The organism is Lachnotalea glycerini, from assembly GCF_003201285.1.
Lineage (GTDB): Bacteria > Bacillota > Clostridia > Lachnospirales > Lachnospiraceae > Lachnotalea > Lachnotalea glycerini.
Genome location: NZ_QICS01000001.1, coordinates 658,354 through 673,423 on the forward strand (window position 1 = coordinate 658,354; position 15,070 = coordinate 673,423).

General features: G+C 30.5%; 15 protein-coding genes and 2 pseudogenes. 6 read left to right on the plus strand and 11 right to left on the minus strand.

Annotation, left to right across the window (positions count from 1 at the left end; all coding sequences use genetic code 11):
• Positions 1–50: 50 nt before the first annotated feature.
• Both C8E03_RS02670 and C8E03_RS02675 read right to left on the minus strand, forming a co-directional pair.
• Positions 51–671 carry a TetR/AcrR family transcriptional regulator gene (locus tag C8E03_RS02670; RefSeq protein ID WP_110290222.1) on the minus strand — a complete coding sequence of 207 codons (621 nt, stop codon included), beginning with the start codon at positions 669–671 and terminating at the stop codon, positions 51–53.
• A 163-nt stretch (positions 672–834) separates the two neighbouring features.
• Positions 835–1,828: pseudogene (locus tag C8E03_RS02675) on the minus strand (5-methyltetrahydropteroyltriglutamate--homocysteine methyltransferase).
• 355 nt (positions 1,829–2,183) lie between these two features.
• Here C8E03_RS02675 and C8E03_RS02680 point away from each other — a divergent pair.
• The 3 genes from C8E03_RS02680 to C8E03_RS02690 all read left to right on the plus strand — a co-directional run bounded on the left by C8E03_RS02680 (position 2,184) and on the right by C8E03_RS02690 (position 3,414).
• Complete coding sequence (locus C8E03_RS02680; RefSeq protein WP_242993348.1) at positions 2,184–2,312, plus strand: FAD-dependent monooxygenase; 129 nt, start codon at positions 2,184–2,186, stop codon at positions 2,310–2,312.
• A gap of 86 nt (positions 2,313–2,398) precedes the next feature.
• Positions 2,399–2,878, plus strand: coding sequence for a permease (locus C8E03_RS02685; RefSeq protein ID WP_110290223.1), 480 nt, complete (start codon positions 2,399–2,401; stop codon positions 2,876–2,878).
• Entirely contained in the window at positions 2,878–3,414 is a 537-nt protein-coding gene (locus C8E03_RS02690; RefSeq protein WP_110290224.1) for a permease, read from the plus strand. The genes C8E03_RS02685 and C8E03_RS02690 overlap by 1 nt, the downstream gene beginning before the upstream one ends.
• A 191-nt stretch (positions 3,415–3,605) precedes the next feature.
• Here the strand turns inward: C8E03_RS02690 and C8E03_RS02695 are convergent, their stop codons facing one another.
• Positions 3,606–4,460: an Mrp/NBP35 family ATP-binding protein gene (locus tag C8E03_RS02695; protein ID WP_110290225.1), complete on the minus strand. Its 855-nt coding sequence runs from the start codon at positions 4,458–4,460 to the stop codon at positions 3,606–3,608.
• Positions 4,461–4,916: 456 nt separating this feature from the next.
• The gene (locus C8E03_RS02700) at positions 4,917–6,620 is read right to left on the minus strand and encodes a CocE/NonD family hydrolase (RefSeq protein WP_110290226.1); all 1,704 of its coding nucleotides are present in this window, start codon (positions 6,618–6,620) and stop codon (positions 4,917–4,919) included.
• A 562-nt stretch (positions 6,621–7,182) separates the two neighbouring features.
• On the opposite strand from C8E03_RS02700, the gene C8E03_RS02705 reads away from it, so the two are divergent.
• Positions 7,183–7,794 carry a TetR/AcrR family transcriptional regulator gene (locus C8E03_RS02705; RefSeq protein WP_110290227.1) on the plus strand — a complete coding sequence of 204 codons (612 nt, stop codon included), beginning with the start codon at positions 7,183–7,185 and terminating at the stop codon, positions 7,792–7,794.
• Between the two features lie 211 nt (positions 7,795–8,005).
• On the opposite strand, the gene C8E03_RS02710 is transcribed toward C8E03_RS02705, so the two are convergent.
• From C8E03_RS02710 to C8E03_RS02730, 5 genes are all read right to left on the minus strand, one after another.
• On the minus strand, positions 8,006–8,437 hold the full coding sequence (locus C8E03_RS02710) for a DUF6442 family protein (protein WP_094378780.1): 432 nt from the start codon (positions 8,435–8,437) through the stop codon (positions 8,006–8,008).
• Positions 8,434–8,637, minus strand: a complete 204-nt coding sequence (locus C8E03_RS02715; RefSeq protein WP_094378778.1) for a helix-turn-helix transcriptional regulator — start codon at positions 8,635–8,637, stop codon at positions 8,434–8,436. Before C8E03_RS02715 ends, C8E03_RS02710 begins: the two co-directional genes overlap by 4 nt.
• Before the next feature lie 343 nt (positions 8,638–8,980).
• Positions 8,981–9,457 carry an IS200/IS605 family transposase gene (gene tnpA, locus C8E03_RS02720; protein ID WP_110290228.1) on the minus strand — a complete coding sequence of 159 codons (477 nt, stop codon included), beginning with the start codon at positions 9,455–9,457 and terminating at the stop codon, positions 8,981–8,983.
• 379 nt (positions 9,458–9,836) lie between these two features.
• Positions 9,837–10,457 carry an ABC transporter ATP-binding protein gene (locus tag C8E03_RS02725; protein WP_110290229.1) on the minus strand — a complete coding sequence of 207 codons (621 nt, stop codon included), beginning with the start codon at positions 10,455–10,457 and terminating at the stop codon, positions 9,837–9,839.
• Complete coding sequence (locus C8E03_RS02730; protein ID WP_110290230.1) at positions 10,454–12,589, minus strand: hypothetical protein; 2,136 nt, start codon at positions 12,587–12,589, stop codon at positions 10,454–10,456. Before C8E03_RS02730 ends, C8E03_RS02725 begins: the two co-directional genes overlap by 4 nt.
• 490 nt (positions 12,590–13,079) lie before the next feature.
• Here C8E03_RS02730 and C8E03_RS21835 point away from each other — a divergent pair, with 490 nt between their 5' ends.
• Positions 13,080–13,250, plus strand: coding sequence for a hypothetical protein (locus C8E03_RS21835; protein WP_170122873.1), 171 nt, complete (start codon positions 13,080–13,082; stop codon positions 13,248–13,250).
• A 213-nt stretch (positions 13,251–13,463) separates the two neighbouring features.
• Here the strand turns inward: C8E03_RS21835 and C8E03_RS22220 are convergent.
• Positions 13,464–13,655: pseudogene (locus C8E03_RS22220) on the minus strand (hypothetical protein); the annotation flags it as partial.
• Positions 13,656–14,044: 389 nt separating this feature from the next.
• Between C8E03_RS22220 and C8E03_RS22225 the strand changes: the two are divergent.
• Positions 14,045–14,206, plus strand: a complete 162-nt coding sequence (locus tag C8E03_RS22225) for a hypothetical protein (protein WP_207657776.1) — start codon at positions 14,045–14,047, stop codon at positions 14,204–14,206.
• Positions 14,207–14,486: 280 nt separating this feature from the next.
• On the opposite strand, the gene C8E03_RS02745 is transcribed toward C8E03_RS22225, so the two are convergent.
• Complete coding sequence (locus C8E03_RS02745; RefSeq protein WP_110290232.1) at positions 14,487–14,711, minus strand: GHKL domain-containing protein; 225 nt, start codon at positions 14,709–14,711, stop codon at positions 14,487–14,489.
• Between the last annotated feature and the right edge of the window lie 359 nt (positions 14,712–15,070).

Here is a 15,070-nt window from a genome sequence, read left to right on the forward strand (position 1 = left end):
ATGTTTTAAAAAATAGCGGAAAAAAGCCCCGCATTTTAGACATGAATGTACTATTTCCAATTGTAAATTTTAGCAAACCCAGCATAATAAAATTCTCTTAGCTGCTTTGCATACAACATGCCATCTTCTTTTTTCATATCATGTCGCACCATTTCAAAAATTCCGGAAAAATAAGAACTAGTTACGATGTGAAGAAATTCCGATGTAATTGTCTTATTTTTGAGTGCATCATCCTTTGTGGCTTCCATGTATTTCACAGTATATTCCATTTCAATCTCCACCAGATGACCTAAAAAATCAGAAAATTCTGTTCCTTCGGCACATTCTAATAGTAATTTGAATACATCATAGTGGTCATAAATATAAGCCACGAATGATTCCGCTTCCATACCACTGTAATGAAACATATTCTTCTTTTGATAATCAGAATCTTTTTTGTGAAATGACTCTTGTACCTCTAAAAACCATGATTTCAATTCATCAACAACTGGATATACGATGGCATGAAACAACCCTTCTTTATTATGAAAACGTGTATAAATAGAACCTGTGCTGGTACCAGCCTCCTTCGCAATGTTGCGAAGAGATGCATCCTTAAATCCCTTACTTAAGAATTCCTTTTTCGCACATTCATACACTTTCTCATAAACACCTTTAATTTGTTTTGCCATGCATTTTCCTCCTCAATTCAAAACAGTGTTTCATAACACTGTTTTGAATATAATACTTTTATATTGCATTGTCAAGTATATTTTGTACATTTTATTTAGTTTACTGCACCTCATTATCTGGATCAATTATGTAATCTACTATTCATGGTTTTCCTCCTATCATCTATTTTCCCCATACTTCTTCAGCTATTTCCTTTACTAATGCAAGCTTTTTCCACTGTTCTCCTTCTGTAAGTTTATTACCAATTTCGCAAGAAGCAAAACCGCATTGTGGACTTAAATAGATTCTATCCAATGGTATAAAATTTGCAGCCTCATGAATTTTTCTGATAACCAGCTCCTTATCTTCCAGTACAGGTGACTTTGAAGTAATCAGTCCCAAAACAACTTTTTTATCACCTAAAACAAACTTAAGCGGTTCAAAGTTCCCAGATCGTTCATCATCATACTCCAGATAATAAGCATCTACATTTTCTCTTGTAAACAAAAATTCTGCTACAGAATCATATGCCCCACTGCTAAAGAATGTAGAATGATAATTTCCTCTACACACATGGGTATTGATAGACAAATCTTCCGGTTTACCTTCAATAGCCAGATTATTAACTAACAGAAGTTGCTCCATAATTGTATTCAGGTCAGCATCTTTCCCATAACGTTTCACACTTCCCTGCGCGACACATACTCCCCATGTACAATCATCAAACTGAATATTACGACAACCTGCATTGTTCAGTTCATTAATTACTTTTCGGTATGCCAAAGCAATATCATCAATTAATTCCTGATTCGTAGGATAAAATACTCTGGTCTTTTCAATATTAGAGGGTACAATCATCTGCTGAAAAAACTGAGCTGGTGCCGGTATCGTCTGCTTGGCAACTGTTTTATCATCCTCAAGTACTTTCACAAATTTGTAATGTTGAACAAATGGATGATTTTCCACAGAAATCTTGCCGATCAGATAGGTATCATCTATGATATCCAGCGTCTTTTTGTTTCTGTACTAAATCAAGAATTGCACGGTTTTCTACTTCTACTAAGTCCTCTTTTGTTATACTTCCTTCTTCATAATCTGCTCTAGCTTTTCTAAGATAATCTGGTCTTAGGAAACTTCCTACATAGTCGAACCGAAATGGTGTGTGTTTTTTACTCATTTTAACTATCTCCTTTTTTGATATAGCTTTATACTATACCAAATACACATTGAAATCTACATGTACAATAAAAATATTTTTAACTTGAATTCGTCGTTTAAAAGATGTAAACTCTTAATTAATTGTCCTTATACTTTGAACGCATTATTCCACATTTACGATATCCATCCTAATAATAACATTTCCATTCTACTTAGAACCAACTGTAATCTTAGATACATTTAATGAGATATGATTCAAAAATGTTGTTCTACCACGGCCTTTGCCAGTTTTAATTTCATGTGACTCTGTCACAGAACAAACAGTATTATTATTGCTATAATCTACACAGTCAAAAAGAAAGGTGGAATGTATTATGGCGAATGTAATTATTATTGGAAATGGTTCTGCAGGTATTTCAACTGCACTATATACAACAAGAGCTGGTATCCGCACCACGATTATTGGTAAAGACCACGATCACATAAGGAATATTTTGAAATGATATTAAAGCTAATTGTAGAACATGATGTACGAACTATCCATTTGTAACAATATTAGATATAATAACAAAAAACAGGAGGTAATCCCATGGATTCCTATATTTTCTATGGACTTGCCATTTTCCTCTTGATTTTCTCTTTCGTAAAAGATAAAAAAAAGACAAAAATGGCGTTAATGAAAGCTTGGAAAGCATTTGAAAATATCTTGCCTGAATTTTTAGTAGTAATTTTACTAGTAGGATTTTTACTTGCTATTCTAAACCCTGAGACAATCTCAAAAATAATAGGTGCTGAGTCAGGTTGGTTTGGCATTATACTTGCTGGTATAATCGGTTCTATAACACTTATTCCTGGATTCGTAGCGTTCCCAACTGCAGCTATCCTGCTAGAAAACGGAGCTGGCTACATGCAGATTGCCGCATTTTTATCTACTCTAATGATGGTTGGTATTGTAACGCTTCCCGTTGAAATAAAGTATTTTGGAAAGAAAATCTCAATTATACGTAATATACTGGCATTTTTCTTTTCCTTTATTGTAGCTATAATTATTGGAATGGTGGTGGCTTAATGAAAAAGATAATCAAACGATACAGAGGATTTCTATTTGTTCTCGCAGCAATGATACTCCTTATCCTTTTTAATCAAGAACTTGGACTTAAAACACTTCGCATCACAGGAAACTCCGTGAAAGAGATGTTATTAGTAATTCCACCGATTTTTCTATTGCTTGGTCTTTTGGACGTCTGGGTACCAAGAGAAACTATGATCAAATATATGGGAGAAGGTTCAGGAATAAAAGGTGTCTTACTTGCCATCTTCATTGGTTCTGCTGCCGCCGGCCCATTATATGGAGCTTTTCCTGTTGCTGCTGTATTTATGAAAAAAGGTGTTAAATTCATGAATATATTGATATTCATAGGTGCATGGTCAACGACTAAGATTCCTATGTTCCTTTTTGAAATAGCAGCACTTGGCAATACTTTTGCTATTACACGACTTCTAATTGATATACCTGGAATTATCATCATCGCTTTTATCTTGTCAAAAATGGTATCAAAAAAAGAAGTTCAGGCTCTGTATGAAAATGCTGCAAGTATAGATTAATTTATTATTGACATATGCCAGCACTGATTCCTTTTTAGTCAAAAAAGCAGTAAAACCTCCAACTATAAATAAAAATGGTTGGAGGTTTTCGTTATTTCTAAACTACTTGTTTTTTAATCAATTCGTTAACTGCCGCTTTCGATTTTGATCTGTTTCCGAATATTTTGTAATGATTTTAGTTTCTGCTTCCATTACACCATTTCATTTGCAAATTTATTATTAATTTTCTCCGCTGCCTCCATCAAACAATCGCATGAAAATCTTTCAAAATCACCTTCATCAACCAATTGTGCAATGACTGGATCAATGGGAATTCTTCCCAATATATCAATCCCTATTTCTTTTGAAATATCATTCAATTTGCTTTCACCGAATATATTTATTTTTTTCCCACAATCAGGACATTTTACATAGCTCATATTTTCAACCAAACCTAATATTGGTATGTTCATCATTTTCGCCATATTATAAGCCTTTTTAACAATCATAGAAACAAGATCCTGTGGAGAAGTTACAATAACAATTCCATCCAATGGAATTGACTGAAACACGGTAAGTGGTACATCACCTGTTCCAGGCGGCATATCGATAAATAAGTAATCTAATTCTTCCCATACAACTTCTGTCCAAAATTGTTTTACTGTATTAGCAAGTATTGGTCCCCTCCATATTACAGGCGCATCTTCTTTGTCTAATAATAGATTTACTGACATTATTTTAATATTGTTTGCAGTAGATTCTGGTATGATTCCCAACTCATTTCCCATTGCTTTGCGAGTAATTCCAAACATTTTAGGAATAGATGGTCCAGTAATGTCGGCATCAAGTATTCCTACTTTGTATCCTTTTCTACTCATCAATACTGCTATCATAGCGGTAACAAATGATTTTCCGACACCACCTTTGCCACTTACAACTCCAATCACATTTTTTATATTGCTATACTGATTTAAGTCCTCTAGCATACTTTGTTTACTATGTTCACAGCCTTCACAGGATTCTTTTGTACATTCACTATCAGAACATCCTTTTTCTTTTTCCTTCATAATAATACTCCAATCATAAATTTTATTTTACTATCAATTCATTAAAAAATATTTTAATGCAATTTTGGGCATATGTCAATATCGAAATCTTTTTAAAATTAATCTCATGCATTTTAAACATAAGTCATTTTCAATAATTATTATAATAGATATAAGTAACATCTGGCGCCTCTGCCTTAGTTATCGTAACATCTGTTAGCAGCGGTACCATATAACCATTATATTCATAATCGTTAAATTAATAATATTTTTAGCCAGTTTAGATAAAGCAGCAACGACCGCTGTTTTTCCGGTTCCTCCTATTTACTGACTCTATAGTTTGCATAATAAATATAATTTTTTCTTTACTTTTGTCTCTGTCATCTATTGTCAAAACCTCTTAAGCTTAATATCTTCTCCTTATATCCTTTAAAAACTATTCTTGAGTTCAATTTCACCCAAAACTATCTAGTGAATTTAAGGAATTATTGGTAGCATTAAATATGAATCAAATTGACCTCCTGTGTATATAGTTACATCTGCATCCCATATTCTATCATCACCTGTTTGTGTGAATAGTGCACAGCCACTCTGACTTTGGCTTCCAATTTCTAAAAGAAGCCGATTTCCTTTAGGTATAACAATTGCACTATCCCATATTTCAATTTCTAATGGATAGGCTTCACCTGGAATTAATTTTTGTTCCTCATCGAAAGTATAGTAAGGCTTATAATCAGTAGATAATTTATCATCTATTTTACGTAAAGAAGCACGTAACCATCCTTGACTAATAGGAAATTCATTTGAATTTGCTCCAGAGTTAACAACTTCATGACCCAATGAATCAATATTACGTAAAGACACAAAAATATCCATATCATCAATAGTTGAAGATGCCCATAAACGGAGTTTGATGGGTCCAAGAATTTCTGTGGCATTTTCAAATGGAACTGTTTCAAACATTACACGTTTAGAACTACTTTCGTTCTTAGAAAATTTTTTTATAAAAGGTCTTGGCCAATATTTTGACTCTTGATCCTTATCACCTTTATAGCAAATCATTTCCTTAGATTTAGGAGCTTCCTTTGAAAGTGTTTTAGAACTTGCATTGAGATAAAATCTAGTCCATTGAGTTCGACTAAGTGGATACTCATTTTCGTAACGCCATTTATATCTATTTCCTCCACTAGGAATTGCAAGCTTAACTTTAGGCTCTTTCATTATGCCAGTATCAAGTCCCTTAAGCCAATAATCTAAAAATTTTTTTTGCAATGCACGGCCTTGAGCAGTATAAAATTCACCTACATGACTACCAATGTGAACTTCAAGCCACTTATATTCAGATGCTGCATTTTGAAAGCCCAGGAAATTTCCACGTGTATGAATTCCAGCACTAAACCAATTACTTGCTGATAAAACAGGTACCTTTACTTTATTGAGGTCAGCAAAACGATTTGTCCACATTTTATCACGTAAAGGATTATTTTTTACTACAGTAAGAAAATCAATACGATTATCTTTCAACTGCTCTTCTGAATATTCTCCATTAGGGTTATACTGATTAGGCAAAATAGCATTTTTCCACCAAAATTCTAGAAAACCATTTGCTTGAATTCCCCCAGGACAAGCAAATTCAGCATAATAATCCACTGTTCCTTCCCATGGTATAATACAAGACAAATGAGGAGGTTGTTCTGATGCTACAGCCCATTGACTCATTGCTAGATATGAGATACCTAGTAATCCTATCTTTCCATTGCTCCATGATTGAGCTCCAGCCCATTCAATTGCATCATAATAATCTCTCTTTAAAGATTCTGATAATATATCAAGTTTTCCAGGAGATTTACCTATACCACGTTCATCTACTCTAAGTACAGCATATCCTTGTGGTACCCAAAATTCAGGATTCGGAGTTTCCCAACTAAGCAATGGTCCTTTATCTTGACTACGAGAATATTCTATTGCAATTTTGGGATTAGCAGGACCAAATTCTGAAAAATGAAGATCTTTTCCATATGGGCACATCGTCATAATTACTGGAAATTTACCTTCTGATTTAGGTTGATAAAGATTAGCGGCAAGATAATTACCATCACGCATAGGAATTTTTACTTCTTCCCACGTAAGTTCATAGAAATGATTACTTCTTTCATTAATATCAATATTGCATTGATTCATGTTTTTCCTCCTCTACATCTTAATAACTTCTCGGAATCTTGAGCTCTTATTTCATAAGGCTTTCAGACTCCTTATTTTAAAAATCACCCGCATTTTTTCACAAAAAATCTTGACAAATAACCAAAAATTTGGTACTGCCGCCTTCTATGGCATTTTCCAAAATTACCAGTATTCAGTTTTTAATCTGTCTTAGCACCGATAGGTGCTAATTCCGAGAAGTTATCTTAGTATAATATTATTAGTACATATGTACTAATAATATTATACTAGTACGTTTGTACTAATGCAAGTTTAATTTTTTAAGTATACATAACTTAAAAATTTACTAATTCCTTCTTTCTAAAATGCTATTTATATTAATTAAACAATTTAATTCATTAAAATATTCATGACATGTTTTAGTAAAAGTAACTTTTTAAAACATATTTATGATATAATACGAAATTATAGTGGAGATTATAAGTAAAAAACTTCTTTAGACTGATAAATTAAAATCACTTTTAGTTATTCAATATATATAGAAAAAGTAAATGTTTTTATACTTTTTTATTAAGGAGATTCGATGAGCAATAATTTAAAAAATAAAATTATAGACAAATCAATTGAACTATTTAATGAGAAAGGGTATTCTAATGTAAAAATGAGAACTATTTCAGAGGAATTAAATATAAGTATAGGTAATTTAACATATCATTTTAAGCGAAAAAAGGATTTAATGCTTTTTGCAATTGCAAAACAATACGAAGAATACAAAACATTAAAATTTTCATCAGATGTTTCTATGGAAGAACTTAATCAACAATTTCTAAGTTTTGATGCCTTTCGCAAAAAGTATTTCTTTTATTTTTATAATTTTACAGAATTATCTAAAGAATATCCTGAAATATCAAAAATCCAGATTGATGTTGTAAATGAATTATATACTTATTATAATGACCTATTTTCTAATTTCATTAGTAAAGGAATTATGAAAAAAGAATTGTATCCTGGGCAATATGAAGATTTATCCACTTCTTTGTTATTATTGAATATGTATGGGGCACAGGAAATAATTTTTCTGAAAAAATTTATTAAAAATCAAAAAAATTATTTATCTATCTTGTGGAGTCTTATATTGCCTAATCTAACAAGCAAAGGAATTACATTATATAACAAATTAAAATCATGTAAATAAATGACCCTATAACCTGATTACCATAAATGAAAGATACCTAACCACATCTTTTCTAAAATAAATTTCTGAAAACACTAGTAGCAAAGCTACTCAGTGTCGTACGTTTGCCAAATGCCAATTCGTGCTAGCACGATTGCCACTTGGCTTGCCAACATTTAAACTATACTGCTTTCCCCTTGAAGAGCGCAAAATTACTGATGGTGCGGTAATCTTACATCTCTTTATCATATTTGAAGCGATAATATATTCCATACCCTTGTACAAATAGATATGTGAAAACTAATAATAATAAAGCTATCATATCAATACCCATTAATGCAAAAGACAATAACAATGCCCCATATACAAAGATCATCATATCATAAGCTTTTGCCTTAGATCGATTAGCAATTTCTACATTACGTTCATCATTTTTATCTATATTAATTTGTTTTTGTACTTCTGGATTACCTTTAATTGCTTTACATGAAATATAATTGCCCATTCCATGACCAAACACACCACAACCGAGACCGACACAGATATATGGCAATGCTAACATGATTCCTTGTGGATTAATTAAGTATTTAACCAAATATAATCCTATCACTAATAAAGCTCCACCCATTATTATTGCAATGTAACTTGATTTCAAACTTTTCATCTTAATTCCTCCTCAAATATAAATATTTCTTCAATTGTCATTTCAAAGTAGCGGGCTATTTTGAAAGCTAAAACAATAGACGGATTATATCTTCCGTTTTCTAGTGAACCTATTGTCTGTCTAGAAACTTCTAATATAGCCGCCAATTCCTCTTGCTTGATGCCTCTTTGCTTTCGGATTTCTTCTAGACGATTTTTCACAGCAACCTTCCTTTCAATGTTAAGTTTACTTTCCATAACCGAATAATATCACTCTTTATAACCAATGTCAAGTATACTTTCCATGAAGTGTATACTAAAGTTTTCATCTAATTGTGTGGTATTCTATTTACCACGACTTAATAATGCTTGATTTGATATGCCAAAAGTCGAGAAAAATCTCGACTTTTCTATTTATATTACTCTGGAGAGTCAAAAGTTTTGTAACCCTTAGAAGCCAATAAATCTTATAGAATATAAGCCAAAGCTTTGGAGATATAGCGTCGTCACGAGAGCACTCATCGCCAGCCGGGCTATTTTTTCCGCAAAGCCCTAAAGGGCTCCCTTATTTCTTAGTGCTTTTGTTTACTGGCTCACCCGTAAACGGGTCATAATATTCTTTTAACGTCATTTGGTCATATTCACAATCTTCTTTTATTTGATTCTGAATATATTCTTGTATCTTTTTTGCATTTTTACCTACTGTATCAACATAATATCCTCTACACCAAAAATTCCTGTTTCCATATCGATATTTTAAATTTGAATGTCTTTCAAATATCATTAATGAACTTTTTCCTTTTAGGTATCCCATAAATTCTGATACACTGATTTTGGGTGGTATTCTTACCAACATGTGCACGTGGTCTTTACAACATTCTGCTTCAATTATTTCTATCCCTTTTCTCTTACACAACATGCTAAGTATCTGACCTACATCCTGTTTGATTTGTCCATATAATACCTGTCTTCTGTATTTTGGCGCAAATACAATATGATATTTGCATTCCCACGTTGTGTGTGCTAAAGTATTTTTATCCATTATTGGATCCTCCTTTGTTTTATATGCGTGGTTGGCGAACCTTTACATATTATAACGCTGGAGGTTTTTTACTTAAAGCTAAAGCAAAACCGAGGGACCACCGGCATAGCCGGAGGTTTATTTTTATGGTTATACAAACAAAAACCGATGATCTGTGATTACTCACAAGTTCATCGGCTCTGCGTCTTAGCGTCTGGCTCTTTGATACCTTAGATATGTATTATCCTTCTAATTATAATTATTATATGTTGCATACCATATTTATATAGAAGAAAAATAAATAACAAAAGAAGAAATAATAATAAGAAGATTATAGCTGTTTTTTTATTCTTTTTCATACAGCGTTCATTCCTTTCATTAGAGTTATTTGATAATCATACTATAATTTGTTTAAATTAATAATTCTATCCGCTGAATCTGCAACTTCTTTATCATGGGTCACACAAACAATTGTTTTTCCAGCTTTTTTTATGTCTTTAAAAATCTCTATAACATCCATTTTATTTTTATAATCTAAATTTCCGGTAGGTTCATCAGCTAATACTAGCTCATATGGCTTCATCATCATCCTTGCAATTGCTACTTTTTGTTGTTCTCCTCCACTTAAATGATAAACTTTTTTATTTAAATAACTAAGGTCTAAACCTACTTTTTTCATAATGTCATTTATAACCTTTTTATCCAGCTTTCCCAAATTAGATATTTTGATATTTTCTTCAACGGTTTTATTGGTCATCAATAAAAAGTCTTGAAATATATATCCAAAAAATTGTCTTCTAAGTCTTAATATATCTGTCTTGGTAAAATTAATTCTACCATTTAAACTTAATTCTCCACTATCTGGTTTTTCAAGTAATCCTATGATGTTTAATAATGTAGTTTTACCAACACCGCTCTCTCCAGTTATACAAACAAATTCATTTTTACTTATACATAGAGATACATTTGATAAGATTATTCTTTGATCAAAATTCTTATTAATGTTTGATAATTTTATCATATTAATTCTCCTTTAATAAATTGGATCTCGCCTTTTAAGAGTAAATACATATTTATTATTCTAGCCACAAGATAATCCACAATTGACATTAGAGCAACAATAATAATGCTATATAATAGTATATTTTTACATATAATAGCCACGAAAATTAATAAAAATATATTTATAAATAAGTTTGCCAAAATTAAATGTTTATAAATAAAGATAAAATGATGTCCATGTAAAGACTTTATAATAATTGTTGAAAAAAAAGACTTATAATAGGCGTATGTTATTACAATCATAAATAATATTATTAATAAAGATATAATTATAGTATTTAATATTAAATTATCGATTTTATCTTCTACATTTTTAATTTCTTGTCCTTTTTTGTCATACACGGATGTAATTGAATTTAGTTCGGCAACATTATATTTTTGTGTTATTGTGCTGATTTCTTTTAATGCACTATATTCATCTTCAGACTCTACAAACATATAATTTCCCAAACATGAGGCTAAAAAAGAATTATCTATATTTTCTGTGTATACAGTAATTATTGGATCTTCTACTGTATTCAGAGCATCTCCACTATTCTGATTATAAGTAAAATAATGCTGGTTATTTTCTATATAGATTATATTAATTGTTAAATCATTAATTTTTTGTTCAATTTTTTTTTGATTACTAGCATCCTTATAAATATTAGTCACTTCAACTTTTTGAAAATAAAACCATTCTTTAAACGACTTCTCTATGATACTTTCATAACTGATAAATTTTTCTGGTACTAATATGTTTAAAACATTGTCATTTCTATCTATTATATCAATAACATTTTTCTCATCTGGAGTTTTGACAATATGTTTCTTTAGATAATTGATATCAACTACTATATTTCTGCCATAAGGAGAATATAAATCTTCTTCACTTTTTACATTTATATTATAGTTATAATCATACTCTTCTTTGTTCCCATCTATATTTTCTTTTTCTGGACGTTCAAAATTTATTGTCTTCATTAAAAATCCTTTATTTAAATTACTTAAATCTTTATATACTCTTGAAATTTTATCATTAAGTAAATTTTCAGAACTTAAATTATCATAATTAAATGGTGAATATATTTCTTGTAGATTATATAAATTTTTTGTATTTTTCCATAAAGTTAAACTATTTTGATTTTCATTTAATATTACATTTTGATTAAATAGATTTTGGAATATAAAAATAACTAGTAAAAGTAAAACAAATTTTAAAAAATAAGAAATGATTATTATCTTCGACAATCCTTTTTTTCTACTTTTATTATTTACAGTAGTAAAAATCAATGAAAACAAAACTATAGATAGTAAAAATAATAATATCGCGATAGCTATATTCAATGTTATCATTATAAAAATAACTTCAATTTGTTGATTAAAAAAAACAAATTTATATATAATTGCAATCATCGTTAAGTTACTTATGAATATAGTTAAAAATAATGACTTGTATATAGATTTGTTTAATATATTGTATATTTGAATATGCGTATATCCCCATAGCTGATGAATAAAATACTCCTTCTTACTACTTGAATAATAAAAAAATATGATTAGTATAAACAAAAAAATGAGCAAAGCAAATATAGGGAAAACACTTACATCTATATAACTAACAAATCTATTAGATAAATATGTATCTTTTTTAAACGATGATTCTAGAACAGATAGTTCACAGTAGTTTTTGAGTTCATTTGAAAGTTTCTTGATTATGCCCTTATCATTAGTATCAATATATAACAAATTTTTAAATCCGACATCCAAAATTTCCTCAAAACTATGTACTTTTATATCCCTATTAAATAATAAATTAGGCATAAATAATGCTTCCTTATATTTATCATTCATAGTAGAATATATATCGATTTTATTTGTACTTAAAAAACTATATTGTGCAATTTCAACATCGTTTTCTTCAGAAAAATTATTAATTTTTTTTAAAAACTCTGATATTAATTCATTATTATCAGTAGTATAAAAAGAAAAAGATATAGTAGTTTTATCGAACAATAATTTATCAATTACATTTTTATTAATATGCAAGAAAGAAAATATATTAATTAATGTAGTTAAAATAGCAACCGTTATTATTAATTTATTTTTCAAATCCTAACCTCACTTTGCTTTTTATCAGAGATTTCACTTTTAGTCTGTAAATTTTTGAGAACTATTCTGATTACATAAAATATACATTTTTACTGATTATTTCCACCTATGGTGATTATTATTCACCAGTTACAATACGAAACACATTTAGGAAACCTTTGGAATCAACAGAATGCTATCTACGATTGAAAGCATTACTTTATGAACATCTAGAACGCCTACATCGGTTACTCTATAACAGGGAAAGGACGCAAGGTTAAATGTGAATGACAACATTGGCAAATATGCTAAAATACATCAGTTATCTAATCCAGAACAGCTTGTCTTTATTAATAATCACCAAGGTCTATTCACTCATTCTGAGATATCATCATCTTGCAAAAATATAAAAATGAGTAAAGCAGAAGAAGTTGTTCGCAATCATGAGTATAGTATATACAATTTTGAGGCTTTCGAATTCTAGGCATCTTCTTGAAAGCAGTGTAATCTTATGTATAACAGAGATTTTCTAGCTCACTCATCTGTTACAATAACAGAAATTTATACAAGATTAAATCCGGAGTTCAAGCGTAAATTTTTAGAGGAGTTCACATTAAAAATTGATACGCCTATTGATAAATACTCCGAAAAAGAAAAGCAGACACTTATTGATTGGTTATAAAATAAAAAATAATATGTAGAGTAAAGTAAAGGGGAGAAGCTTTATTTGCTGGCTTCCTACCTATTTTTCTACAAAATATAACAGTATTATTAAACGAGTTATACACTGCTTTACATAACTCGTCTGCTCAAAGGACATGCGAATGGTAGAGTTGCTCATGTAAATAATCGTAGAGAACTGTGTATGGAGCATTTTTTGATGAAGTGACTAGTCTTAATAGATATAACGTAACCGATCCATAGTGGGTACTCCTACAAAGCTAACCGCTCCTATGAGCGGCATTCGGCAATTCGCCGGAAGTTTATCCGACCAAGGGAGCAGATTTTCGCAGAAACTGCTGTCTTTTTCATCCAGATGTTTTGGAATCCCTGTCAGAAGATACTCAAAATAGTCATAAGGCTTCAGAATCCGCATAGATAATCCCATTTATTATCAATATTTCAGTCAAATATTCTGCAAAAAAAACCGTCATGTTTAGCCTCCGTTCTGACTATAATCATACACTAATTCACAAAAATTGCAATAGGATTTACGCGAGTGGTATATTTTTAATCTATTTCCAATAGATTTTGGTGCAATGTAGAACGAGATTCCCGTTATGTAAACGAGTTTCACATTTTGTAAGTGACCTTCAAATTTTCGTTATGGATGGTGCGTTACGGACAAAGATTTTTTTCTGCGATCCTCTTGCTTCCTGGCAAAAAGGAAAACTGGAGAAAAATCATGAATATATCCGCAAAATTATACCTAAAGGTATTTCTCTGACCGATTATACGCCACAGGATATCCTTTTAATGACTAACCATATCAACAGTACAGCAAGAGCCAGTTTAAATGGTCGCACCCCATTTGAACTGGCTCTGTTGCTTCTTGATTCAAAGCTACTTGAACTATTAGACCTACATGTAATTGAATCCGATAAAATTATTTTAACACCGAGACTTCTGAAACATTAATTCCTGTTTCACTTTCATCTTGCAGACAGATATCATTCCATGAAAAACAAACTTCGACATGTGGATTTTACTTTTGCAAGTATTTTTCAGATGTCTGGATATCTTGCGCAAAAAATATCACTCTTTTATAGTTTCTTCTGCTATTATAATTACTTTTTCTTAAATTTGAAACACTTATTTCATCAAGAAAAGTAGTTATTCCTTCAAAACTTTCAACTTTTATTATGAGGGATTCTCGGTTTTCATTCAAGCTTTCGTTTTGAAATTCACGTCCAATAGATTATGTCGATTTAAGGTTTCCCTCTGACTTTGGCAATAGAATTGTAACCTTAAAAACATCCCCTGAAAAAATATAATTCATATCCCCCCTATTTTGCCTTACCATATCTAAAACAATGGACATACCAAGACCATGGTTATCCGAATCACTTTTTGAAGTAACCAACTTTCCATTCCTTATCACTGGTGAATTTTTTCTGTTCATTATATCTTGCATATAATCCATTTATTTGCAATTTTCCTTATTCATTATTAAATAATACCATATTTTTCATATTAATTTATTAATTAACTGTAAATATTTGTATATTTTTTATTATTTTTATAACAATTTAGACTCATTGGAAAGTCCAAATCAACTACAACAATTTATTACTTAAACCATATTTTAATATTTAGAAAACGAAATAAAAGCAGTAGCCAAAGTCACCCTCACAGACAACTTAAAACACACTGCTTTCCATACATTCCATGTACCGATTCCCATCTCACAGATTATCTTCTGCAATCAACTTCATCGTTACAAATTCATTTATTTTCTTTACACATTACAGTCAAAATCCCTGACGCCATTCATTATTCCAA

Coding starts and splice junctions, on each gene's coding strand:
- C8E03_RS02670 (WP_110290222.1), bottom strand. CDS start 671: ATGGCAAAACAAATTAAAGGTGTTTATGAGAAAGTGTATGAATGTGCG.
- C8E03_RS02680 (WP_242993348.1), top strand. CDS start 2,184: ATGGCGAATGTAATTATTATTGGAAATGGTTCTGCAGGTATTTCAACT.
- C8E03_RS02685 (WP_110290223.1), top strand. CDS start 2,399: ATGGATTCCTATATTTTCTATGGACTTGCCATTTTCCTCTTGATTTTC.
- C8E03_RS02690 (WP_110290224.1), top strand. CDS start 2,878: ATGAAAAAGATAATCAAACGATACAGAGGATTTCTATTTGTTCTCGCA.
- C8E03_RS02695 (WP_110290225.1), bottom strand. CDS start 4,460: ATGAAGGAAAAAGAAAAAGGATGTTCTGATAGTGAATGTACAAAAGAA.
- C8E03_RS02700 (WP_110290226.1), bottom strand. CDS start 6,620: ATGAATCAATGCAATATTGATATTAATGAAAGAAGTAATCATTTCTAT.
- C8E03_RS02705 (WP_110290227.1), top strand. CDS start 7,183: ATGAGCAATAATTTAAAAAATAAAATTATAGACAAATCAATTGAACTA.
- C8E03_RS02710 (WP_094378780.1), bottom strand. CDS start 8,437: ATGAAAAGTTTGAAATCAAGTTACATTGCAATAATAATGGGTGGAGCT.
- tnpA (WP_110290228.1), bottom strand. CDS start 9,457: ATGGATAAAAATACTTTAGCACACACAACGTGGGAATGCAAATATCAT.
- C8E03_RS02725 (WP_110290229.1), bottom strand. CDS start 10,457: ATGATAAAATTATCAAACATTAATAAGAATTTTGATCAAAGAATAATC.
- C8E03_RS21835 (WP_170122873.1), top strand. CDS start 13,080: ATGTATAACAGAGATTTTCTAGCTCACTCATCTGTTACAATAACAGAA.
- C8E03_RS22225 (WP_207657776.1), top strand. CDS start 14,045: ATGACTAACCATATCAACAGTACAGCAAGAGCCAGTTTAAATGGTCGC.
- C8E03_RS02745 (WP_110290232.1), bottom strand. CDS start 14,711: ATGGATTATATGCAAGATATAATGAACAGAAAAAATTCACCAGTGATA.